The sequence below is a fragment of the Vibrio sp. A2-1 genome (genome assembly GCF_021728355.1).
Taxonomy (GTDB): domain Bacteria; phylum Pseudomonadota; class Gammaproteobacteria; order Enterobacterales; family Vibrionaceae; genus Vibrio; species Vibrio splendidus_K.
Genome location: NZ_JAKKCO010000002.1, coordinates 610,940 through 632,448 on the forward strand (window position 1 = coordinate 610,940; position 21,509 = coordinate 632,448).

Consider the following 21,509-nt stretch of genomic DNA (forward strand, 5'->3'; position numbering starts at 1 on the left):
AATCATATCAAGTATTAACGAATAATACCGCGCTCAGAGTTCTCTAGCATTTCTAGCATAGGAGTAACCGAAGTAAACTCTTTCGCCATTTCAACTAAAGCCGCTTTCGCTTCTTCAAGTGTTTTACCTGAACGGTATAACTCTTTGTACGCTTTCTGTAGTGCACGAATTTCTGGTTTCCCAAATCCGTTACGCTTCAAGCCCACTAGGTTAAGGCCAAATGGAGCCGCATGGTTACCCTGTGCAAGCACGTACGGCAGTACATCTTGAACAACAGCAGAACAGCCGCCAATGTAGGCGTAAGCACCTATTGAACAGAACGGGTGAATCGCAGATAGCGCCATTACACCAGCGTAGTCACCCACTGTTACGTGACCGCCAAGAATAGCGTTGTTACCAATGTGAGTATGGTTACCAACAATAACATCGTGTGCTACGTGAGCATTAACACAAAGTAAGTTGTCATCACCGATCACTGTGGTTGCTTTGTCTTGAGTTGTACCACGGTGGATTTGAACCGCCTCACGAATCACGTTGCGATCACCGATCACAACTGTTGTCTCTTCGCCACCGTACTTCTTATCTTGGTTCTCTTCACCGATAACAGCGTGTGGGAAGATGCGGTTTTCTTTACCAATGGTTGTGTGACCTTTGATCACCACATGCGACATCACTTCAGTGTCGTCACCAATTGTCACGTTACCAGCAATGTAAGTGAAAGGCCCAACCGTCACGTTAGCACCGATAGTTACATCACCTTCGATTACTGCTGCCGGGTGAATTTTCGCTGTTTCATGAATCATATTAAAACTCTCTACGAGCACATTTAAGTTCAGCTGAACATACAACTACGCCGTCAACTTTAGCAACGCCGTTAAACGATGCAATACCACGACGCTCTTTTAAGAATTCAACTTCGATAATCAGTTGGTCACCTGGCACTACAGGCTTGCGGAATTTAGCTTTATCTACACTTGCAAAGTAGTAAAGCTCGTTACCAGAAGGGGCACCAAATGATTTAAATGCTAGAAGACCAGTTGCTTGCGCCATTGCTTCTAAGATCAACACGCCTGGGAATACAGGAAGTTGAGGGAAGTGGCCTGTGAACTGAGGTTCGTTAACAGAGACATTCTTAATCGCAGTCAGCGTTTTTTCTTTTTCAAAGCTAGTCACACGATCAACCATTAAGAATGGGTAGCGATGAGGTAATAGTTCCTGAATTTCAGTAATGTTCATCGTTGTCTGTTCAGTAGTCAAAGTCGTATTCCTATGTATATTCTTTATTTAATTAGAAGGATTATAAACGAAAAAGACTCGCTGTACGCGAGCCTTTTATTAGAAATGCTGGAATTATGATTCCGCGCTCTTCTCGATAAGTTTTTCAACGGTTTTCAAACGCTTGTTCATTTCATCAATACGATGTACACGCGTTGCTGTTTTACGCCAATCTTTGTTTGGCTGTAAAGGAATACCCGAAGAGTACATGCCTTTCTCAGTGATACTGCGCATTACCATCCCCATACCGGTGATTGTAACGCCGCCAACGATTTCAATATGACCATTAATCACACAACCGCCACCAATAATACAGTACTTACCTATCGTCGTGCTGCCTGCGATAATAGTACCACCTGCAATAGCAGAACCATATCCGATGTGAACATTGTGAGCAATTTGAAGCTGGTTATCTAAGATAACGTTATCTTCAATGATTGTGTCATCTAATGCGCCACGGTCGATGGTTGTACACGCGCCAATTTCTACACGGTTACCAATGCGAACTGAACCGACTTGTGGAATCTTAACCCACTCACCTTTCTCGTTCGCATAACCAAAGCCATCAGAGCCAATGACAGTGCTTGATTGAATCAAACACGCGTCACCAATCACGACTTCGTGGTAAACACTTACATTAGCCCATAGCTTAGTGCCTGTGCCAATATTTGCATTTTTACCAATAAAACAACCAGCTCCGATGATCACATCATCACCAAGTACCACACCAGACTCAATCACAGCGTTCGCACCGATAGACACATTTTGTCCAATGGTTGCATCGCTTGAAATTGAAGCAGAATCAGCGATAGCCGCTGCGGGTGCAGGAGTAGTATCAAGCGCTTGAGCAACTTTAGCAAAAGCAACGTAAGGGTCGCTGACCACAATCACGTTGGTCTTACACAGTTCGCGCTCACTCTCTTTAACCATAATAGCGGATGCTTTACAGTCACCAAGGTGCTTGCTGTACTTCACGTTCGAAAGGAACGTAATGTTCCCTTCTTGCGCTTTATCCATAGGAGCAACTGCTGAAACGGTAACCGTACCGTCTCCGTGTAGCTCTCCCCCGGTAATCGTTGCCAATTCGGCTAAAGTCAGGTTCTTCATAAACTTATTTCAGTGATTTAATTACTTGCTCAGAGATGTTGTATTCCGGCTTGCCGTACTGCAGAGCTTGAATATCAACAATCATGTCGTAGCCTTCTTTCTCTGCAACTTTAGTTACAGCATCTTGAATCACTTTGAATAGCTTCTGCTTCTCTTGTGCTTCACGACGTTGGCTTGCTTTTTCTAGTGCTTGAGCTTTGATTTTGTACTTACTGTCTAGTTGACCGACTTCGATACGAAGCTTCTCAACTTCGTCAGGACCTAGTAGTTCACCATCACGCTTAAGCTTTTCAATCTTAGTTTTTGCTTCTGCTTGAATGCTCTGCAGCTCAGCTGCTTTATCTTTGAACTCTTCCTGCATTTTTTGAAGAACAACTTCGCGTTGAGGTAGAGCCTGGAATACTTGTGCAGTGTTTACATAACCCACTTTTTGCGCAGCTTCAGCAGCTGTTGCAAAGAAAGAAGAGCTAAGAACTACAAGGCCTAAACCTGCTGCTTTAATCATATTTTTCAAAATATTGTCCTTTAAATATTAGAAAGTTCTACCAATGGTAAATGTGAAGAATTCCTCATCATCACCTTCGTAAATTTTAACGGGTTTCGCTAGAGAGAAAACCAATGGGCCCATCGGCGACATCCATTGAAGGGCTGCACCATAAGATGAACGGTAATTTGTTGGATCAGAGTAATCGTAGTAATACTGGCTGCCACTGTTAGGTGCACCACGGTCTACGAACTCGGTATCCCATACACTTGCCATGTCGAAGAAGACACTGGTTCGAATCTGGCTACGTGCTTCGTCAGAAGCAAACGGCGTAGGTACAATTAACTCTAAACTTGCCAAGGCAACCGCATTACCACCAACCGAATCATCGGTTGCAGAGCTGTACGTAGGGTTGTTACCCGTACTGCTCCCGTAAACGGCTTTTGGACCCGCTGAGTTAGAGCCAAAGCCACGCAACGTTGTAAAGCCACCTGCGTAGTAGTTCTCGTAGAATGGGAACAAGTTATCATTACCATCCGTTTGACCGTAACCATTACCATAGCCTAATCGGCCACGCATCAAAAGTGTGAACTCATGCTTTTTGGTCAGCGGGATGTAATGTTTTACATCGTACTGAGCTTTGAAGTACTTAGCGTCAGAGCCTGGTACAGTCATTTTGGCGAAAGCACGTTGGTGGTTACCCTCGGTTGGGAAGAAACCACGGTTAAGGTTGTTACGAGTCCAAGAGATATTGATATCGAAGTCATCGGTTAAGATGTTTTCGTCACCATATTGGTCAATACTTCTCGCGAACTGTTCCACTTGGATATAAGTCGGAACGTTACCGATCTTGTTGTGCGTATAGCCAACACCAAATTCGATACGGTTCAGTTCATCCATAGGGAAGCCCCATGTCAGGCTGGTGCCGTAACTTTGGTTGGTATAGTCGACAATACCCGCTTCAGAGGCTTCGAATTCGTTATAGAAGATCTTACCGCCTAAGCTCACACCATCAAGGTTCCAGTATGGGTCTCGGTAGTCTAAGCTCACGTTCTTTTGGTAATCGTTCATCATGGCACTTACGCCAACACGGTTACCTGAACCCGCAAAGTTATCTTGTTGCAAACCGACTTGGAAGCTGACACCTGATTCGGTACCGTAACCAACACCAAAGTTGATGCTGCCTGAGTTCGCTTCCTTAACGTTGTAAACCAAGTCAACTTGGTCTTCACTGCCAGGAACACGCACTGTTTGTACATCAACCGTTTCAAAGAAACCTAAACGGTTAAGGCGGCTCTTACCGGTGTCAATTGACTTAGAGTTAAGCCAGCTGCCTTCCATTTGACGCATTTCACGACGTAGTACTTCATCTTTGGTCGAGTTATTACCCGTAAATCGAATATCACGAACGTAGATACGGCTGCCCGCTTCTACATTAATAACCAATGACACTTCTTTGGTCTCATCGTCAAATTCAGGAATAGTACGTACTTGTGGGTACGCATAACCAGACTCACCAAGAATACGCTTTACGCCCTCTTCTAGTGATGTCACAGAAGAGCCGTTGTACGTATCGCCGTCTTCAAATGGTACTAATGCTTCAAAATCAGCCTCACGACCAATCAGCTCACCGCGAAACGCGACATCTTTAACGGTGTAGGCTTCGCCTTCATCAATACCAAGCGTGATGTAAACGCCTTTCTTATCTGGAGAGATCGCTACTTGTGTAGAATCCACCTTAAATTTAAGGTAACCACGGTCAAGGTAGTACGATTTCAACGCTTCGATATCACCCGCTAATACTTGCTTCTGGTATTTTTCATCCGCAAGGAAATTCCACCATGCAACATCAACATTCAGGTTGAAACGGCTCAGTAGCTCAGCATCAGAGAAGACTTCATTACCAATAAAGTTGATTTGCTGAATCTTAGCGGATACGCCTTCAGTAAATACAAACTTAAGGTCAGAACGGTTACGAGGCAAAGGTGTCACAACCGCTTTTACTGTCGCGTTGTATTTACCAACACTGTAGTAAAAATCTTCAAGGCCTTTCTCGATGTTACTCAGCGTTGTGCGGTCAAGCGCTTCACCTTCACGAACACCAGATGCATCTAGGTTCTGTTGAAGTTGCTCTTCTTTGATCGCTTTGTTCCCTGAAAATGAAATGCTTGCGATGGTCGGTCGTTCTTTTACTTGAACAACTAAAACACCTTCATCGCGAAGGACCTTAACATCCTCAAAGTTACCTGAAGCATACAGTGCACGAATGATCTCAGATACATCGCCTTCATCCACTTCATCGCCAATACGCACTGGCATTTTCAGTAGAGCTGCACCAAGTGCAACACGCTGTAAACCTTCGATCTTGATATCTTGAACTACAAAGTTTTGTGCTCCGTTCGCTGCCACACTAGTGGCCAATAGACTTGCGAACAGAATTTGCTTAATCGCCATATTTATTCTAATTATTCCTTGCTACTACCAATGCCTGTGAGAAACTATTCACAGACGAGTAAAATCATTAAATATTGCCAGAGCCATCAAAGAGAAGAGGATTGCACCTCCCACTCTGTATCCCATTTCCTGAATTTTTTCAGGGACAGGTTTACGAGTAATGGCCTCAATAGCGAAAAAGAGCAAATGTCCGCCATCAAGCATAGGCAGCGGAACCAAATTAATAATACCCAAATTGACACTAATCAGAGCCAAAAAGCCTAAGAAGTAAACCAAACCGTAATCGGCGGTTGTACCTGCGCCTTTAGCAATTGAAATCGGGCCACTCAAGTTGTTTAAGCCGACATCGCCAACGATGAGCTTCTTGAGCATTGTCAGCGTCAAACCAATGATTTGACCTGTTTTATCAAATGCTTTTCCTACAGACTCAATTACACCAAATTGTAACTCAAAGCGATAATCTTCTGGCCATTCTGCGACTTCTGGAGCAATACCCGCATAGCCGATTATTGAACCATCAGAAAGCTCTCGACTTTTTGGCGTCATAGACAACGACTGTTCAAAACCATTACGCAGTACAATAAGGTTCATGGATTTCATCGGGTTCGAGCGAATCAACTCAACAACCGACTGCCACTGTTCAATTGGCTGCCCATTAATTTCAACAATTTTGTCACCAGCTTCTAGCCCCGCAGAGTCTGCAGCACCATCATCAATAACTTGAGCAAGCACTGTTGATATCTCTGGAGAGTACGGTCTAAAACCAAGCGTTGTCATTGCAGACTCAGTTTCTGGGTCGAAAGACCAGTCTGAAATATCCAATGTCATCTGTTGCTCAAAGCCAATATCGTCTTGAGAAGAAACCGTTACTGTCATGGATTGGTCACCAATATGAGATATCAAACCCATATTGACTGATTCCCAATCTGCGGTTTTGATTCCTGAAATAGATTTAAGTTCCATTCCAGTTTCAATTCCGGCTTGTGCAACAATAGATTGCGGGGTGACCTCACCGATCACCGGTTTAACCGCAGGCACGCCAATCAAAAATACCAGCCAATACGCAAACACAGCAAAGATAAAGTTAAATGCTGGGCCTGCACCGACTATGGCCGTGCGTTTCCACAATGGCTTCTTGTCAAAAGCGTATTGCTGCTCTTCTTCAGAAAGGTCGTCAACACGCCCATCGAGCATCTTAACGTAGCCGCCCAGCGGAATCACTGACAAGCTGTATTCAGTACCATCACGGCCGATCTTGCTCCAGATTGATTTACCAAAACCAATCGAGAATTTTTCTACTTTCACACCACAACGACGAGCAACCCAGAAGTGTCCAAACTCATGAACAGCAACCAGAATACCAAGCGCTACAATAAAAGATGCGAAGTTCCACAGAATTCCACTCATGCTAGCTGCTCTTTAATAAATTGAATGGCTATTTGACGAGACATATTATCTAGCTCAAGAAGGCTTTCCAAGCTATCTAAGCCCTCAGAGCTATATTGTTCACATACTTTGCTCATAACATGCTCGTTAATGACAGCAATATCGGTAAACTTAACCCGATTGTTCAAAAAGGCATCGACTGCAATTTCATTGGCAGCATTAATTGCTGTTGTTGCATGCTGCCCTAGGTAACACGCTTCAATTGCTAATCTTAAACATGGGTAACGGCTAAAATCGGGTTCTAGAAAAGTAAGCTCGCCCACTTTGGTGAAATCCAGAGGCTTAACGCCAGCTTCTGTACGCTCAGGATAAGACATCGTCAAAGCGATTGGCGTCGCCATATCGGGTTCACCCATTTGAGCAAGTACCGAGCCATCCTTGTACTGGACCATTGAATGAATCACAGACTGAGGATGAATAATGACTTTTAATTGTTCTTGAGAAGCATTAAATAGCCACTTAGCTTCAATGTACTCAAGACCTTTATTCATCATGGTCGCAGAGTCAACAGAGATCTTAGGGCCCATAGACCAGTTAGGGTGTGCAATAGCGCGAGCCGGTGTTACCGATTCTAACTCAGCAACATCCGTATAGCGGAAAGGACCACCAGAACCCGTCAAGAGAATATGGTTGATACCGTTCTCTTCCAGATTACAACGACCTAGATGGGTTTGTACATTTTGCGGTAGACATTGGAAGATAGCATTATGCTCACTGTCTACAGGAAGTAGTTCAGCACCGTACTTTTCCACGGCGTCTATAAACAACTGCCCTGACATCACTAAAGCTTCTTTATTAGCAAGCAAAATACGCTTACCAGCCTTAACCGATGCCATCGTAGGAAGCAAGCCTGCTGCTCCCACAATCGCAGCCATTACCGTGTCCACTTCCTCTAGAGAAGCAACCTGACACATGCCTTCTGGGCCTGAAAGTACTGTAACGTTAGGATAATTAGCGGACAGCATTTCAGTCAGCTGAGATGCTGCATCTGGGCAAGCCATAGCAATATAGCTTGGTTGCCACTTTTCAACTAACGCCAACATCTTTTCGACATTCGACCCGGCAGCCAGTGCCACGACCGAATAGAGATCTGGGTTTTGTTCAACGACTTTTAGTGTACTTGCACCAATTGAGCCGGTAGCGCCAAGGATAGTTAGATTTCGCATCACATATGACCGTAGAAATGAAATAAAGGGCAGAATCACTGCCCTTTATTATTAGAATGCTAAATAAAGCAGAGCAAAGACAGGGAATGCAGCCGTTAAGCTATCTATTCTATCAAGTATACCACCATGACCAGGAATCAGATTACTGCTGTCTTTCACCCCGGAAACACGCTTAAACATGCTTTCAACAAGGTCACCAAGAACAGAGATAACGACAGTCACAAGGGTAATTACAATCATGTGAAGAGGACTTGTGAATTGGATATCAAACAAGTCAGCAAAAATCCAAGCTATGATCACCGCTGTAATAATACCACCAATAAGACCTTCAATCGTCTTATTAGGACTTACCGCCGGTGCCATTTTACGCTTACCAAAACTCTTTCCTGAAAAATAAGCACCGCTGTCAGCAGCCCAAACGAGCAAACAAACAAACATCACCAATTTTGCGCCGTGGTAAGGATCAACATCGATACCGTTAGCGCGCAGAATAACCACACTCCAGAAAAATGGCAGCAGAGTCAGCACGCCAAATGCGTGACGAAGGAGAGAAGAATCTTTCCATGCGGGCATAGACTTAGGATAAGTCACTGCCATACCACTCGCTATTACCCACCAAATAGAGCCAATCGTTAGAATGGTGTAGTGAGCGCTAGATAAATGATTAAGGCTAAATGCATCAAAAGGGATAAAAGCAAAACTTGCAGCACTGACTACAACCGTTGGAATCAGCGCTAAATAACGCGATTTGCTTTCGACAAACTGAGTCCACTCCCAAAAGCCCAATAGCGAGATTACTGCTAGTGAAAGAATAAACGTGGGAAGTGATAACTCGAAAATACCTAGAATAACTAGGGGAGCTAAAATCAACGCCGTAATAATTCGTTGTTTCAAACCAAAAAATCCTTATTAACTGTCCATCAGAGCTTTAATTTGCTCACCAGTGCATCCAAAACGACGCTCGCGGTTTACAAACCAAGTCACAGCTTCTACTAAGCTGTCTTCATTAAAGTCTGGCCAGAATTGTTCAGTGAAATACATTTCGGCGTAAGCCAATTGCCAAAGCATAAAGTTACTAATGCGGCACTCGCCACTGGTGCGGATAAGTAGGTCAACTTCAGGAATATCTGCCATAGTCAGGTGCTGTGTAATCATAGCTTCATCAATGTCATCTACATTAATATCGCCAGACTTTACCTGTTGAGCAATTGAGGTCATTGCCTGCTGGATATCCCACTTGCCGCCATAGTTAGCAGCAATATTAATAACCATACCCGTATTGGTGCTAGTCAAAGCTTCTGCTTCTTCTATCTTCTTTTGTAGTCGATCATTGAAACGACTTTTATCACCAATAACACGCAATTGTAGATTATTTTTATGAAGTTTTTTCACTTCACTCGACAGCACTGAAATAAACAGTTCCATCAAGATACCGACTTCTTCTTCAGGACGACGCCAGTTCTCGCTACTAAACGCAAAAAGTGTAACGGCCTTAATGCCAAGTCTGGCAGATGAAGAGATGGTTTTACGAACGGCTTGAACACCGTTTTTATGACCAAAGACGCGAGGCTTGCCCTGAGCTTTTGCCCAGCGGCCATTACCATCCATAATGATAGCAATGTGTTTAGGAAGAGAGTCTGTGAACGCTTGAGAATTATGCATAAAAGAGTGAATCAAATTCTAATAGTCGAACAGAGTAGCATAAAAAAACGCTGAACCGTGAGTACAGCGTTTTTCCGGAAAGAAAAGAATATGGAAAATTAAACTTCCATCAACTCTTTTTCTTTAGTTGCTAGAACTTCATCTACGTTCTTAACCGCAATGTCAGTTAGCTTTTGAATTTCGTCTTGTGCTCTACGATCTTCATCTTCAGAGATTTCTTTGTCTTTCAGAAGTGCTTTTAGATCGCCATTCGCGTCACGACGGATATTACGGATAGCAACACGGCCACCTTCAGCTTCACCACGAACGATTTTAACGAGGTCTTTACGACGCTCTTCCGTCAACGCTGGAAGTGGTACACGAATAACCGTGCCAGCAGACATAGGGTTTAGACCTAGGTCAGATGTCAGGATTGCTTTTTCAACTAAAGGAGTCAGTGTTTTATCAAACACTGTAATTGCTAGTGTGCGTGCATCTTCTGCAATAACGTTAGCAACTTGAGCCAAAGGCGTTGGTGCACCGTAGTACTCTACAGTAAGACCAGACAGTAGGCTTGGGTGAGCACGGCCTGTACGAATCTTTTGCAGGCTGTTTTTAAGTGCGTCTACACTTTTATCCATACGCTCTTGAGCGTCTTTTTTGATTTCGTTAATCACAATTTCACCTTGATTATGTTCTTTCTTCAAGAAAGCTTTTTATTTGGAGTGATAAGGATAAGCTTACCAAAGCATAACACCTCAGTAAGCCCGAAAAATTAGTCAGCGTCGCTGATTAATGTACCTTCAGTTTCACCCATAACCACGCGACGTAATGCGCCTGGTTTATTCATGTTAAATACACGGATTGGCATTTTGTGATCACGTGCTAGCGTAAATGCAGCCAAATCCATCACTTTAAGTTCTTTTTCAAGAATAGTGTTGTAAGACAACGTATCATACAGCTCTGCGTCTGGGTTTGCTACTGGGTCAGCAGTAAATACGCCATCTACCTTTGTCGCTTTTAGAACTACGTCAGCTTCAATTTCGATACCACGTAGACACGCAGCAGAATCTGTAGTGAAGAATGGGTTACCAGTACCCGCTGAGAAGATCACAACACGACCTTGACGTAGTTGGCTGATTGCATCTGCCCAGTTGTAGTCGTCACACACACCTTTAAGAGGGATAGCTGACATTACACGTGCATTTACGTAAGCACGGTGCAGAGCGTCACGCATTGCAAGGCCGTTCATTACCGTTGCTAGCATACCCATGTGGTCACCAACAACGCGGTTCATACCTGCTTCAGCAAGGCCTGCACCACGGAAAAGGTTACCGCCACCGATAACAACGCCTACTTGAACACCTAGTTCAACCAATTCTTTTACTTCTTGAGCCATACGATCAAGGACCGTCGCGTCAATACCAAAACCTTCTTCGCCTTGTAGTGCTTCGCCGCTAAGTTTTAACAGAATACGTTGATACGCCGGTTTAGGGTTCGTAGTCATGGAGTTTACCTTCCAAAGAGTTGATGATTAACAGTCATGGATAAAAACTGAAGAGCTCAGTTTGCATTCATAACAGCTAACAGCCAAAAAATAATTCATTATTCATAAAAAGACCGCAGCATTTGCCACGGTCTTTTTCAATCAATACACTAAGGATTAACCTTGTTGTACCGCTGCAACTTCGTCTGCGAAGCTCATTTCAGCCGCTTTCTCGATACCTTCACCAACTTCTAAACGAACGAAGGTAGTAACTGATGCGCCTTTCTCTTTAAGAATGTCAGCAACAGTTTTCTTAGGTTCCATGATGAAAGCTTGACCAGTAAGAGATACTTCGCCCGTGAATTTCTTCATACGGCCGATAACCATTTTCTCAGCGATCTCTTGTGGTTTGCCTTCGTTCATAGCGATTTCAACTTGAACAGCTTTTTCTTTTTCTACTACGTCTGCAGGTACATCAGATGGGTTAACGTACTCAGGCTTAGAAGCAGCAACGTGCATAGCGATGTGCTTAAGCGTTTCAGCTTCGCCTTCACCAGCAACAACAACACCGATTCTCTCACCGTGACGGTAAGAAGCTAGTGCAACACCTTCAACAAGCTCAACGCGACGGATGCTGATGTTCTCACCGATCTTAGTTACTAGAGCGATACGTGCGTCTTCAAATTTAGCTTGAAGTGCAACGATGTCTAGACGTTCAGCTAGAGCAGCTTCAGCAACTTCGTTAGCGAATGCAAGGAAACCTGCATCTTTAGCTACGAAATCAGTTTGGCAGTTCACTTCAAGAAGAGCAGCAACGCCAGCGTCTTCTTTAATGATGATTGTGCCTTCAGCAGCAACGTTACCAGCTTTTTTAGCTGCTTTCGCTGCGCCAGACTTACGCATGTTTTCAATTGCTAGCTCGATGTCGCCTTCAGCAGCAACAAGCGCTTTTTTACATTCCATCATGCCCGCAGCTGTGCGTTCACGAAGTTCTTTAACTAGAGCTGCAGTTACAGTTGCCATTCTCTATTCCTCAGTAAATTCTAAAAAAGATAAAAAACAGGGGCCTAATTAATTGGCCCCTGATATTGACTGTATTCAGTTCTTAAGCCATCGATTATGACCGCTTAATGTGAACTAAATATGGCTCAGAGCCGCTATTATTCAGCTTCTACAAAACCGTCTTTTTCAGCAGCTACAGCAGCAACATCTTTGTTACGACCTTCTTTAACCGCGTCTGCAGCAGCGTTTAGGTAAAGCTGTACTGCACGGATTGCATCATCGTTACCAGGGATAACGAAGTCAACACCGTCTGGGTTAGAGTTAGTATCAACTACAGCGTAAACTGGGATACCTAGGTTGTTTGCTTCTTTAACTGCGATGTGTTCGTGATCAGCATCGATAACGAATAGAGCGTCTGGAAGGCCGCCCATGTTCTTGATACCACCAAGAGATTTCTCTAGCTTCTCCATTTCACGAGTACGCATTAGAGCTTCTTTCTTAGTAAGCTTGTCGAAAGTACCGTCTTGAGCTTGCGCTTCAAGTTCTTTCAGACGCTTGATAGACTGACGAACAGTTTTGTAGTTCGTTAGCATACCGCCTAACCAGCGGTTGTTAACGTAGAACTGGTTGCTGTTGATAGCAGCTTCTTTAACAGCTTCAGATGCAGCACGCTTAGTACCAACAAAAAGAACTTTACCTTTCTTCTCGCCAACTTTAGCAATTTCAGCTAGAGCTTCGTTGAACATTGGTACAGTTTTTTCTAAGTTGATGATATGAACTTTGCTACGAGCACCAAAGATGAATGGCTTCATTTTTGGGTTCCAGTAACGAGTTTGGTGACCGAAGTGAACACCAGCTTTAAGCATATCGCGCATTGATACAGTTGCCATTTTAAAATCCTCTATGGGGTTAGGCCTCCACACTCCCCATGAATCCGACCCCTAACAACTAACCACTTTTCAGCCGTTATCTGTGTTGTTGAGGCACCCCGGAACATGTGTCGGAATGTGTGTGATTTAAAGAAATAAGTTAGTGGACACAAAGCTTGTTTCGCCAAATGGAGAAAACAGTCCTGATGTCCGGCGCGCTTTATACCATATTTTGTCTATCTATGGCTAGAAAAAAATCTAAAAATGGCGACTGCTATACTGATCCCTAGCGGTGAATTTTCTCTATAAAATAGTGTCCTATTCAAATCGCGTCTGCGTCATTAAACCGAACATTATCTACTCAGACTGAGCAGTATCCATCAACATTGTGCGGACATGGGAATGTTGCGCTAAAATGCTGCACTGATAGAATAGCCCCAATATGCACACTTAGGTGCTACCAAATTAAGAGATATGCAATGGCTGTAAAAATTAAAACTGCTGAAGAAATTGAAAAAATGCGCGTTGCCGGCAAGCTGGCTTCAGAAATTCTAGAGATGATTGAACCTCACATCCAAGTGGGTACAACGACAGAAGAGCTAAACCAAATCTGTCATGAGTACGCTCTAGAAAGAGGCGCATACTCAGCACCACTTGATTACCACGGTTTCCCTAAGTCAATCTGTACGTCTATCAACCACATCGTGTGTCACGGTATTCCAGCATCACAAGATGAGACGGGTAGCACAGGTCAATTCAAACCTGCAGTATTAAAAGATGGCGACATTCTCAACGTTGATATCACTGTGATTGTTCCTGATGACGAAAATGCTGATCTAAGTGTTCGTCCACAAGGCTACCACGGTGACACATCTAAGATGTTCCTTGTGGGTGAAGTTTCTCCAGCAAACAAACGTCTGTGTATGGTTGCTCAAGAAGCACTTTACGAAGGCATGCGTCAGGTTAAACCAGGTGTTCAACTTGGCCAAATCGGTACTGCTATTGAGAAGTACATCAAAACAAACAACAAGAACAACCCACGCGCTAAATTCTCTATTGTAAAAGATTACTGTGGCCACGGTATTGGTTCTGAGTTCCACGAAGATCCACAAGTCGTTCACTACAAAAACAGTGACCGTACCGTACTGAAAGCAGGCATGTGTTTCACAATCGAGCCAATGATCAATGCGGGTAAGTTTGGCTGTCGTCTAGATGACGAAGATAGCTGGACAGTGTACACAGCAGACAGCAAGAACTCCGCTCAGTGGGAACACACTCTAGTTGTGACCGATACTGGTTGTGAGGTACTAACACTACGCAGCGACGATACGATCCCACGTATCATGAAGAACGCTTAGTTCAACAAGCTGAATACCTAAGACTTTTAAAAATGTCCTCGCCTGTCGAGGATATTTTTTTATCCCCTCAATTTCGATTTTCCACCAGCTTCTGTTAAATTGTTTACTATTCTCATTTGCTTGCACGGATAGCAGACTATGCCTTATCAATGTCCCCTTACGTTCAATGACGAACAAATTGAAATCTGCGAAATAAAAAATCAGCTCGAAATCTTCACGCAGTATCAAAAAAATGAATTTCTGAATCATCATCCAGTCACCGATTTGGTGCTGCTTCGTTCCGAATACATGGATTTGCTTCTCAATCGTTTATGGGAGCATTTTGGATTCAACAAACTGCCTCATATTTCACTTGTTGCGGTGGGAGGCTATGGCCGTGGTGAACTACACCCTTTGTCTGATATTGATATCCTCATCGTCTCGCAAAAAACACTGCCACCCGCACTGGGTGAAAAAGTCAGTCAATTCATTACCCTACTCTGGGACTTGAAACTCGAAGTCGGCCACGCGGTGCGTACCATTGCAGAGTGTCTTGATATCGGCACCGATGATTTAACCGTTGCCACTAACCTGCAAGAGTCACGCTTACTGTGTGGCAGCGAAGACACCTTTCAAGAACTTAAGCTAAAGATTCATTCTGATTCATTTTGGCCAAGTGAGACCTTCTACAAGGCTAAGATTCAAGAACAGAGAGAGCGTCATGCTCGCTACCACGACACCACCTATAATCTAGAACCGGACATCAAATCGACTCCGGGAGGGCTCAGAGACATCCACACCCTGAGCTGGGTTGCGCGTCGACATTTTGGTGCAACGTCTTTATTGGAGATGAGCAAATACGGCTTTCTAACCGATGCTGAATATCGTGAGTTGGTCGAGTGCCAAGATTTCTTATGGCGTGTTCGCTTTGCACTGCACATTGAACTGCGCCGTTACGACAACCGTCTCACGTTTGCCCATCAAGCTCAGGTAGCGGAACATCTGGGTTACAGTGGTGAAGGCAACCGTGGCGTCGAGATGATGATGAAAGAGTTCTATCGAACACTTCGTCGCGTAGCCGAACTCAATAAGATGCTGCTTAAGCTGTTCGATCAAGCGATCATCAATGGCGGTCAAACACAGGAAGCCGAGATTCTCGACAACGACTTCCAACGTCGAGGTTCATTAATCGAAGCGCGTAAGCCGGCTCTATTCCAAGCAAGACCAGAAACGATTCTCGATATGTTTATCCATATCGCGAATGACTCTTCTATCGAAGGGGTAAGCCCACCAACATTGCGCCAACTGCGAACTGCACGTCGCCGATTGAATCGCTTCTTGCATACCATTCCTGAAGCTCGTGACAAGTTCATGGATTTGGTTCGCCACCCAAATGCACTGCACAAAGCCTTTAGTTTGATGCACAAATTGGGCGTGCTATCGGCCTATTTGCCACAGTGGAGCCAAATTGTTGGTCAAATGCAGTTTGATCTATTTCACGTTTACACCGTGGATGAACACAGTATTCGCCTACTCAAACACATCAACCGTTTTGGCCAAATCGAGAACCACGATAAACACCCTATCTGTTGTGAAGTGTATCCGCGAGTTCAAAAGAAAGAGCTGTTGATTCTGGCGGCTATCTTCCACGACATCGGTAAAGGCCGCGGCGGAGACCACTCAGAAATTGGCGCTGTTGAAGCTTACTCTTTCTGTATTGAGCACGGGCTATCAAAACCAGAAGCCAAACAAGTCGCGTGGTTAGTACAAAACCACCTGTTAATGTCAGTGACCGCTCAACGCCGTGATATCTACGATCCAGACGTAATCACAGAGTTCGCCAAGAAAGTTCGCGACGAAGAATCATTAGAGCTACTGGTGTGCTTAACCGTCGCTGATATCTGCGCGACTAACCCTGAGTTGTGGAACAGCTGGAAACGCACCCTGTTAGCCGAGCTATTCCACTCTACGCAGAGAGCACTACGTCGTGGCTTAGAAAACCCAGTCGATGTCAGAGACCGTATTCGTCATAACCAGCAAATGGCATCTGCACTGCTGCGTAAAGAAGGCTTCACGGCTCGTGAGATTGAGGTGTTGTGGCAGCGTTTCAAAGCTGACTATTTCTTGCGTCATACACACACTCAAATCGCATGGCACTGTGAACACTTACTTCGCTTAGAAGATCCGAGTCAACCTTTAGTGCTTATCAGCCAAAAAGCGACACGTGGCGGCACAGAGGTATTCGTTTACTGTAAAGACCAAGCTGCACTTTTTGCGACTGTGGTTGCCGAGCTCGATAGACGCAACTTTAACGTTCACGACGCACAAGTCATGGTCAGTAAAGATGGCCACGTTTTGGATACCTTTATCGTACTGGATCAGCACGGTGAAGCGATTGATGAAGCAAGACACAAAGCCGTCGCAAAGCATCTAACTCATGTTCTGGCTGATGGCCGCCCAACTAAGATTAAGACTCGTCGTACGCCACGTAACTTGCAGCATTTCAAGGTAAAAACCTTAGTTGAGTTCCTACCAACCAAAAGTAAGAAACGCACCTTGATGGAGTTAAGAGCTCTTGATACGCCGGGGTTGTTGGCTCAAGTCGGTGCAACCTTTGCTGAATTAGACATCAACTTGCACGGTGCTAAAATCACCACCATAGGTGAGAGAGCTGAAGATTTGTTTATTCTGACCAGCGACGCGGGAGGAAGACTATCTGAAGAACAGGAACAAGCACTAAGAGAAAGGTTAACTGAGCATGTTTCAGAACTCGCACCTTAGAAAGCTAATTTAGTGCTAGAAGTAAGTTATGACTAGGAAACAAGTTTAGCTCTAGGAACAGCTTTAATAGCCAAATAAGTGTGGGCAAAGATAGAGAGCGATCTTGCCCACAACTTACAATCAATTCACAGATATCAACTATCTAGCTCGTCGTTAGGCTGCTACATTGATCAAGTCAATTACATAAAAGTATTACATTCATAACCTAGAGGTCGCTTATGTATCCAAACCTCACTGGCTTAGGTATCCACGAACCTAAACAGATTGAACGTTACTCCCTTCGCCAAGAAGCTCATAAAGATATCCTGAAGATTTACTTTCGTAAGCAAAAAGGTGAACTGTTCGCGAAAAGCGTTAAGTTTAAGTACCCACGACAAGTAAAAAGTGTGCTTGTTAGCGGCGGCAATAATCAATACAAAGAAGTGACAGAGATTAACCGCAACCTCACTCTTGTGATTGATGAACTCAACAAGATCACCAAACCTACGCCAACCGCTGAGGTCGATGTGAAGCAGAAGATCCTTACCGACTTACGCCACTTAGAGAAGGTTGTATCAAGTAAGATCGCAGAGATCGAAGCCGATCTAGAAAAGCTAAAATGATCCTGCGATGAGCGACTAACTAACATTAGTTTTACCGCAAAGATTGCATAGACACAAAAAGGGCTGATATCACTATCAGCCCTTTATTTTTATTCTATTTTCTATGTTTACTAGACGCCTGGTCTTTACTTAGACGACCGTGCTTCAGCATTCACCAAGCTGGTATCCCACTCAAAGGTTTCAAACAACCTTAACCACGTTTCATCTAGGCTGGCCTTCATTACTAATTCTTTCTTTGTAAAAGGATGAATGAAACGCAACTCAGAAGCGTGCAACAACAAACGGTGCGAATCTAAATCATCGCGGAACAGTCGGTTGTGCTTACCATCACCATGTGAAGTATCACCAACGATTGGATGTCTTAGATGAGCCATGTGACGACGCAGCTGATGTTTACGTCCTGTCTTCGGCATCATCTCAACTAAGCAATAACGACTGGTAGGAAAACGACCTGTTGAATACGGCACTTCGACTTTCGCTAACGGCTCGTAAACGGTGACAGCTTCTTGTGGTTCTTTATCTTCTTTTGCAAACTTGTCTGCGATCTTATCCAGCTCAACTTTGAGTGCATAATCGAGCGTGTCGCCCTCTTCTATCCAACCACGAACAATCGCATGATAGGTTTTTTGCATCTCATGGTTAGCGAACATCGGCATCACCTGTGAAGCAACCTCGCTCGACAACGCAAACACCAACACACCCGATGTAGGTCTGTCTAAGCGATGCAGTGGAAATACGTGCTGACCAATTTGATCTCGCAGTGTTTGCATCACAAATTGTGTCTCATGTTTATCCAACCACGAGCGGTGCACCAGCATGCCCGCAGGCTTATTCACCGCGACAAAGTACTCATCTTGATAAATGATCTCTAACATTACGCACATACCTCATCAATGCTCTGAATCGTCACTAGCAGTTCAGCTTTGTCTGCCTCATTTTTCCATACTTCACCAAAATAAGGATGAATCGCAAAGCCTTTCGGTAGGCTCATTTGGGCATTCATCATTGCGTTGATCTTTACGATAAAGATCCACTGTAACCACTCTTCTGGCTGTAGCGAGTCAATCGCAAAAGGCTCAACGCTCGCCAGAGCTTTATCCGAAGGCGAAACATCGCTCCATAGGGAACATTGGCGCATTTGTTGTTCTAATTGTTGAAGTAAAAGAGGTAACTTTGTGGCAGCTGTCATTTTTCACCAAGTTATTTATCTAGTGACCTTGAAATTGGGGCATAGAGTACCATCTATTTAGGAAAGAAAGTTAGGAGCTTTATTACTATGGAAACGATTCACACGCTCACTCAGTTGCTAAAGAATAGCGGTTGCCAATACGATATCTACGACCTCGGTCGTCGTATCCAGAAGATCGACAACACCCTATTCTCTGATGTTGAGCAGGGGAAACAGCCATACCCGTTTCCACTTCAAAAACAAGCTCACTTAGCGATTAGCTACTGGAACGAACACAAGCAACCTTGGATCTGGTTTCTAAAATTCAAACTAGACGAAAGAGGCCTATTACATCAAGGCGATGTGGGTAATTTTCTTAAGTTTGTTATCGAAGCAATGGGTACGCGTTTGAACGGCGATATCAGCGAAGAGCAACAACAAAAGCTGTCAAACAACCCTTATACTTTCAAACCTTCTGAAGACAAAATGGCCGTATTCCATAGTCAAGTAAGAGCAGGTTTAGACCTTGCGACGAGCCAATATTACGAGCACGCTCAGCATTACTTCACGGGTGAGCTTGGTTGGGATAACTGGAAAACGGTTGGACTACAAGGCATCACTGATATGTGTGCGCGTTTAGGCAGCCAACAAAACGGTGTCTCTATTCGCAAAGCCATCAATAAGCTGCCATCAGAACCGCTATACGCGACGTTAGGTGCGCTTGAGCACACACAAATCAATGACAAACTCGCGCAACGCTTACAAGAGCTTGCAGAGAATGAGATCGCTAGTAAAGAGCCTGATTTGTTCTTACTTTCAGCTTTGGTTCGTGCCCTTTCCGGTGCAGAACAAGGGATCGCGAATAACATCATTAACCAAGTTCTCGCTAGTCCACGCTTGAGCCACCAAGAAGTGTTGATTGGTTTAGCTGGTCGCAGTTGGCACGCACTACAAGACCCTGCTATTGCTGAGCAATTCTTGCTGCGTCTCGCACAAACGGGCAATCAAAACCTGTTCAATCAGTTATTTGCAGATTTAGTGATGATTCCGACACTAAGAATGGTATTTTTACCCTTGTTGAATTCGAACCCATCACCTGATCTCGCCAACGCATTGATTGAGTTACAACAAGCGGCTAAGTCTCAATAACGGACTGACGACTAATTCAAGAGCGGGCTTGCTCTATAGCTCGTTGAAATACGCTGTAATGACAATTGGAATAGAGATAAAAGGAAGTATGGATTAAATGATAGATAACTTATTGGCTATTTTGATGCTGTGCTTCTTTTGCTTTTTCTTTTGGCAGCAGCGCAGGCAATCAGAGCTTGCGAAAACTGCCATTGCGAGAAAATGTAAAGAGCTAGACTTGCAGCTATTAAGCGTTGCCTTCAGTGGTCATAAATTTAAGATGCGCCATGAGCTAACCACCATTTGGCGCTGGCATACTGTGTACCAATTTGAGTTTTCGGCATTAGGTGATGACCTGTACCAAGGAAAACTGACGATGGTCGGCTTCCGCTCTATGCGGTTTGAGCTACAGCCTCATAGAATGTAACGTCGCAAAACTCGGTATAACGATATTCATGATAAGGGCCAAACTGATCTTGTTTGGTCTCTTTAAATGCAAAGCCTAACTTTTCGAGTAACTTAATCGATGGGTTATGACCGACATTAACGGTCGCAACAACATTCGTTAGGTGCTCTTCAAAACACACCAAACTGAAGAAAGGTTTTAGCACTTCGCTAGCAAGACCTTGATTCCAAAATTCTTTATCCAAAATAAAGCCAAGCTCATGCTGACCCTCTTCTGATGAAACAAAGACATGTCCAAGATATTCACGGGTTTGGTTATGGATAATCGCGCGGCAGAAGCCGGCGTTGTCTTGCAGTATCTCTTGAAATAAGAGCTTCGCAGAGGCAATAGAGTGCGGCCCATTCATTTCAGCACGATTAATGGGGCAGCAATTCAACTTGATAAAGTCGTGTTGTAGCTGTTCGGTATAAGGTACCAACAGCGTTCTTGAGGTTGCTATCGTCATAAAACACTCCTTGTGTTGACTATTAGCAGAAAAGCAGATGTCGCGCTCTTAGATAAAAGCTCCTGAATTAAAAAGAGCCCTAGATAGAGAAAAGCCTCAGATAAAGAAAAGCCCCGACACCGAAGTGTCAGGGCTAGGGTCTTACTCGCAGCAGTCCGGCTACTAATAAATGCTCCATGCATCATCCATAATAGTGGCTGTAATCCTTCAGCTCTTTCCTTTACTTCGCCGTCCTAGCGGTGTCCAATCATCCTGAAAGCTAACAATCCTAGTTAGCGCACATCACTTGTTCCGTGAGCGGTGTCCTTTACATCGTCCTGATGCTAATCCAACCCTTTAAATCCTAAAGGTGTCCATTGTCATTCCGTTGCAGCTAACTTCCTGTTAACTGGCTGTATCCCTACAATGTCCTTACGCTCCATGCTTGACTACTCAATCCTAAGTAACCAAATCTTCATCCTGAAGATAACCAAATCCTTGGTGCTTTCCTGTTCCGTGTCAGAATCCTTCCGACAAGGTTTAATTTACGCGATTTAGGATTTTGGACAATAGATTTGCATCACACTTTCAATTCAATAAAGTTGTTAATTATATAAAACAATTAAAATTCAGCAGCTTAACCATATGCACTTAAATCTCTCTAGTGATGTAT

Annotated in this window: 21 protein-coding genes; 5 read left to right on the forward strand and 16 right to left on the reverse strand. The window is 44.1% G+C overall.

Going from position 1 to position 21,509, the window contains the following annotated elements:
• Window positions 1-14: 14 nt before the first annotated feature.
• The 13 genes from lpxA to rpsB all read right to left on the reverse strand — a co-directional run bounded on the left by lpxA (window position 15) and on the right by rpsB (window position 12,951).
• Window positions 15-803, reverse strand: coding sequence for an acyl-ACP--UDP-N-acetylglucosamine O-acyltransferase (lpxA, locus tag L3V33_RS10360; RefSeq protein WP_171329178.1), 789 nt, complete (start codon window positions 801-803; stop codon window positions 15-17).
• A 1-nt stretch (window position 804) separates the two neighbouring features.
• Complete coding sequence (fabZ, locus tag L3V33_RS10365; protein ID WP_004734341.1) at window positions 805-1,257, reverse strand: 3-hydroxyacyl-ACP dehydratase FabZ; 453 nt, start codon at window positions 1,255-1,257, stop codon at window positions 805-807.
• A gap of 93 nt (window positions 1,258-1,350) precedes the next feature.
• The gene (gene lpxD, locus L3V33_RS10370; protein WP_017079409.1) at window positions 1,351-2,382 is read right to left on the reverse strand and encodes a UDP-3-O-(3-hydroxymyristoyl)glucosamine N-acyltransferase; all 1,032 of its coding nucleotides are present in this window, start codon (window positions 2,380-2,382) and stop codon (window positions 1,351-1,353) included.
• A gap of 4 nt (window positions 2,383-2,386) precedes the next feature.
• Complete coding sequence (locus L3V33_RS10375; protein WP_004734343.1) at window positions 2,387-2,887, reverse strand: OmpH family outer membrane protein; 501 nt, start codon at window positions 2,885-2,887, stop codon at window positions 2,387-2,389.
• Between the two features lie 27 nt (window positions 2,888-2,914).
• Window positions 2,915-5,320 carry an outer membrane protein assembly factor BamA gene (gene bamA, locus L3V33_RS10380; protein ID WP_004734344.1) on the reverse strand — a complete coding sequence of 802 codons (2,406 nt, stop codon included), beginning with the start codon at window positions 5,318-5,320 and terminating at the stop codon, window positions 2,915-2,917.
• Between the two features lie 48 nt (window positions 5,321-5,368).
• Window positions 5,369-6,727 carry a sigma E protease regulator RseP gene (gene rseP / locus L3V33_RS10385; protein WP_171312522.1) on the reverse strand — a complete coding sequence of 453 codons (1,359 nt, stop codon included), beginning with the start codon at window positions 6,725-6,727 and terminating at the stop codon, window positions 5,369-5,371.
• Window positions 6,724-7,932: a 1-deoxy-D-xylulose-5-phosphate reductoisomerase gene (gene ispC / locus L3V33_RS10390; protein WP_065205031.1), complete on the reverse strand. Its 1,209-nt coding sequence runs from the start codon at window positions 7,930-7,932 to the stop codon at window positions 6,724-6,726. Before ispC ends, rseP begins: the two co-directional genes overlap by 4 nt.
• Before the next feature lie 51 nt (window positions 7,933-7,983).
• Window positions 7,984-8,826 (reverse strand): phosphatidate cytidylyltransferase, encoded by an 843-nt coding sequence (locus L3V33_RS10395; RefSeq protein WP_017084153.1) that lies wholly within the window; start codon window positions 8,824-8,826, stop codon window positions 7,984-7,986.
• 15 nt (window positions 8,827-8,841) lie between these two features.
• The gene (locus L3V33_RS10400; protein ID WP_029222668.1) at window positions 8,842-9,594 is read right to left on the reverse strand and encodes an isoprenyl transferase; all 753 of its coding nucleotides are present in this window, start codon (window positions 9,592-9,594) and stop codon (window positions 8,842-8,844) included.
• A gap of 98 nt (window positions 9,595-9,692) precedes the next feature.
• Window positions 9,693-10,250, reverse strand: coding sequence for a ribosome recycling factor (frr, locus tag L3V33_RS10405; RefSeq protein ID WP_004734349.1), 558 nt, complete (start codon window positions 10,248-10,250; stop codon window positions 9,693-9,695).
• A gap of 98 nt (window positions 10,251-10,348) precedes the next feature.
• The gene (gene pyrH, locus L3V33_RS10410) at window positions 10,349-11,080 is read right to left on the reverse strand and encodes a UMP kinase (protein WP_017072669.1); all 732 of its coding nucleotides are present in this window, start codon (window positions 11,078-11,080) and stop codon (window positions 10,349-10,351) included.
• A 156-nt stretch (window positions 11,081-11,236) separates the two neighbouring features.
• Window positions 11,237-12,082, reverse strand: a complete 846-nt coding sequence (gene tsf, locus L3V33_RS10415; RefSeq protein WP_237290342.1) for a translation elongation factor Ts — start codon at window positions 12,080-12,082, stop codon at window positions 11,237-11,239.
• 137 nt (window positions 12,083-12,219) lie between these two features.
• Window positions 12,220-12,951 carry a 30S ribosomal protein S2 gene (rpsB, locus tag L3V33_RS10420; protein WP_032500394.1) on the reverse strand — a complete coding sequence of 244 codons (732 nt, stop codon included), beginning with the start codon at window positions 12,949-12,951 and terminating at the stop codon, window positions 12,220-12,222.
• 458 nt (window positions 12,952-13,409) lie between these two features.
• Here rpsB and map point away from each other — a divergent pair, with 458 nt between their 5' ends.
• From map to L3V33_RS10435, 3 genes are all read left to right on the forward strand, one after another.
• Window positions 13,410-14,288, forward strand: a complete 879-nt coding sequence (gene map, locus L3V33_RS10425) for a type I methionyl aminopeptidase (RefSeq protein ID WP_004734352.1) — start codon at window positions 13,410-13,412, stop codon at window positions 14,286-14,288.
• 138 nt (window positions 14,289-14,426) lie between these two features.
• Window positions 14,427-17,048: a bifunctional uridylyltransferase/uridylyl-removing protein GlnD gene (gene glnD / locus L3V33_RS10430; RefSeq protein ID WP_065205032.1), complete on the forward strand. Its 2,622-nt coding sequence runs from the start codon at window positions 14,427-14,429 to the stop codon at window positions 17,046-17,048.
• Between the two features lie 218 nt (window positions 17,049-17,266).
• The gene (locus tag L3V33_RS10435) at window positions 17,267-17,650 is read left to right on the forward strand and encodes a DUF3461 family protein (protein WP_004734354.1); all 384 of its coding nucleotides are present in this window, start codon (window positions 17,267-17,269) and stop codon (window positions 17,648-17,650) included.
• A gap of 125 nt (window positions 17,651-17,775) precedes the next feature.
• Here L3V33_RS10435 and truC read toward each other — a convergent pair whose 3' ends face one another.
• Entirely contained in the window at window positions 17,776-18,525 is a 750-nt protein-coding gene (truC, locus tag L3V33_RS10440; RefSeq protein WP_029406022.1) for a tRNA pseudouridine(65) synthase TruC, read from the reverse strand.
• Window positions 18,525-18,839 (reverse strand): YqcC family protein, encoded by a 315-nt coding sequence (locus L3V33_RS10445; protein WP_054547595.1) that lies wholly within the window; start codon window positions 18,837-18,839, stop codon window positions 18,525-18,527. The genes truC and L3V33_RS10445 overlap by 1 nt, the downstream gene beginning before the upstream one ends.
• Before the next feature lie 87 nt (window positions 18,840-18,926).
• Between L3V33_RS10445 and L3V33_RS10450 the strand changes: the two genes are divergently transcribed.
• Window positions 18,927-19,967 carry a DUF3549 family protein gene (locus L3V33_RS10450; protein WP_146457442.1) on the forward strand — a complete coding sequence of 347 codons (1,041 nt, stop codon included), beginning with the start codon at window positions 18,927-18,929 and terminating at the stop codon, window positions 19,965-19,967.
• A 97-nt stretch (window positions 19,968-20,064) separates the two neighbouring features.
• Window positions 20,065-20,373, forward strand: a complete 309-nt coding sequence (locus tag L3V33_RS10455; protein WP_004734358.1) for a DUF3301 domain-containing protein — start codon at window positions 20,065-20,067, stop codon at window positions 20,371-20,373.
• Here L3V33_RS10455 and L3V33_RS10460 read toward each other — a convergent pair.
• On the reverse strand, window positions 20,339-20,857 hold the full coding sequence (locus tag L3V33_RS10460) for a GNAT family N-acetyltransferase (RefSeq protein ID WP_054547594.1): 519 nt from the start codon (window positions 20,855-20,857) through the stop codon (window positions 20,339-20,341). The genes L3V33_RS10455 and L3V33_RS10460 overlap by 35 nt on opposite strands.
• Window positions 20,858-21,509: the final 652 nt, after the last annotated feature.

What these genes read in the sequence shown, in the direction of transcription:
- lpxA (WP_171329178.1), bottom strand. Translation starts at nt 803, where the DNA reads ATGATTCATGAAACAGCGAAAATTCACCCGGCAGCAGTAATCGAAGGT.
- lpxD (WP_017079409.1), bottom strand. Translation starts at nt 2,382, where the DNA reads ATGAAGAACCTGACTTTAGCCGAATTGGCAACGATTACCGGGGGAGAG.
- L3V33_RS10375 (WP_004734343.1), bottom strand. Translation starts at nt 2,887, where the DNA reads ATGATTAAAGCAGCAGGTTTAGGCCTTGTAGTTCTTAGCTCTTCTTTC.
- bamA (WP_004734344.1), bottom strand. Translation starts at nt 5,320, where the DNA reads ATGGCGATTAAGCAAATTCTGTTCGCAAGTCTATTGGCCACTAGTGTG.
- rseP (WP_171312522.1), bottom strand. Translation starts at nt 6,727, where the DNA reads ATGAGTGGAATTCTGTGGAACTTCGCATCTTTTATTGTAGCGCTTGGT.
- ispC (WP_065205031.1), bottom strand. Translation starts at nt 7,932, where the DNA reads ATGCGAAATCTAACTATCCTTGGCGCTACCGGCTCAATTGGTGCAAGT.
- L3V33_RS10400 (WP_029222668.1), bottom strand. Translation starts at nt 9,594, where the DNA reads ATGCATAATTCTCAAGCGTTCACAGACTCTCTTCCTAAACACATTGCT.
- pyrH (WP_017072669.1), bottom strand. Translation starts at nt 11,080, where the DNA reads ATGACTACGAACCCTAAACCGGCGTATCAACGTATTCTGTTAAAACTT.
- tsf (WP_237290342.1), bottom strand. Translation starts at nt 12,082, where the DNA reads ATGGCAACTGTAACTGCAGCTCTAGTTAAAGAACTTCGTGAACGCACA.
- rpsB (WP_032500394.1), bottom strand. Translation starts at nt 12,951, where the DNA reads ATGGCAACTGTATCAATGCGCGATATGCTTAAAGCTGGTGTTCACTTC.
- map (WP_004734352.1), top strand. Translation starts at nt 13,410, where the DNA reads ATGGCTGTAAAAATTAAAACTGCTGAAGAAATTGAAAAAATGCGCGTT.
- glnD (WP_065205032.1), top strand. Translation starts at nt 14,427, where the DNA reads ATGCCTTATCAATGTCCCCTTACGTTCAATGACGAACAAATTGAAATC.
- L3V33_RS10435 (WP_004734354.1), top strand. Translation starts at nt 17,267, where the DNA reads ATGTATCCAAACCTCACTGGCTTAGGTATCCACGAACCTAAACAGATT.
- truC (WP_029406022.1), bottom strand. Translation starts at nt 18,525, where the DNA reads ATGTTAGAGATCATTTATCAAGATGAGTACTTTGTCGCGGTGAATAAG.
- L3V33_RS10445 (WP_054547595.1), bottom strand. Translation starts at nt 18,839, where the DNA reads ATGACAGCTGCCACAAAGTTACCTCTTTTACTTCAACAATTAGAACAA.
- L3V33_RS10450 (WP_146457442.1), top strand. Translation starts at nt 18,927, where the DNA reads ATGGAAACGATTCACACGCTCACTCAGTTGCTAAAGAATAGCGGTTGC.
- L3V33_RS10455 (WP_004734358.1), top strand. Translation starts at nt 20,065, where the DNA reads ATGATAGATAACTTATTGGCTATTTTGATGCTGTGCTTCTTTTGCTTT.
- L3V33_RS10460 (WP_054547594.1), bottom strand. Translation starts at nt 20,857, where the DNA reads ATGACGATAGCAACCTCAAGAACGCTGTTGGTACCTTATACCGAACAG.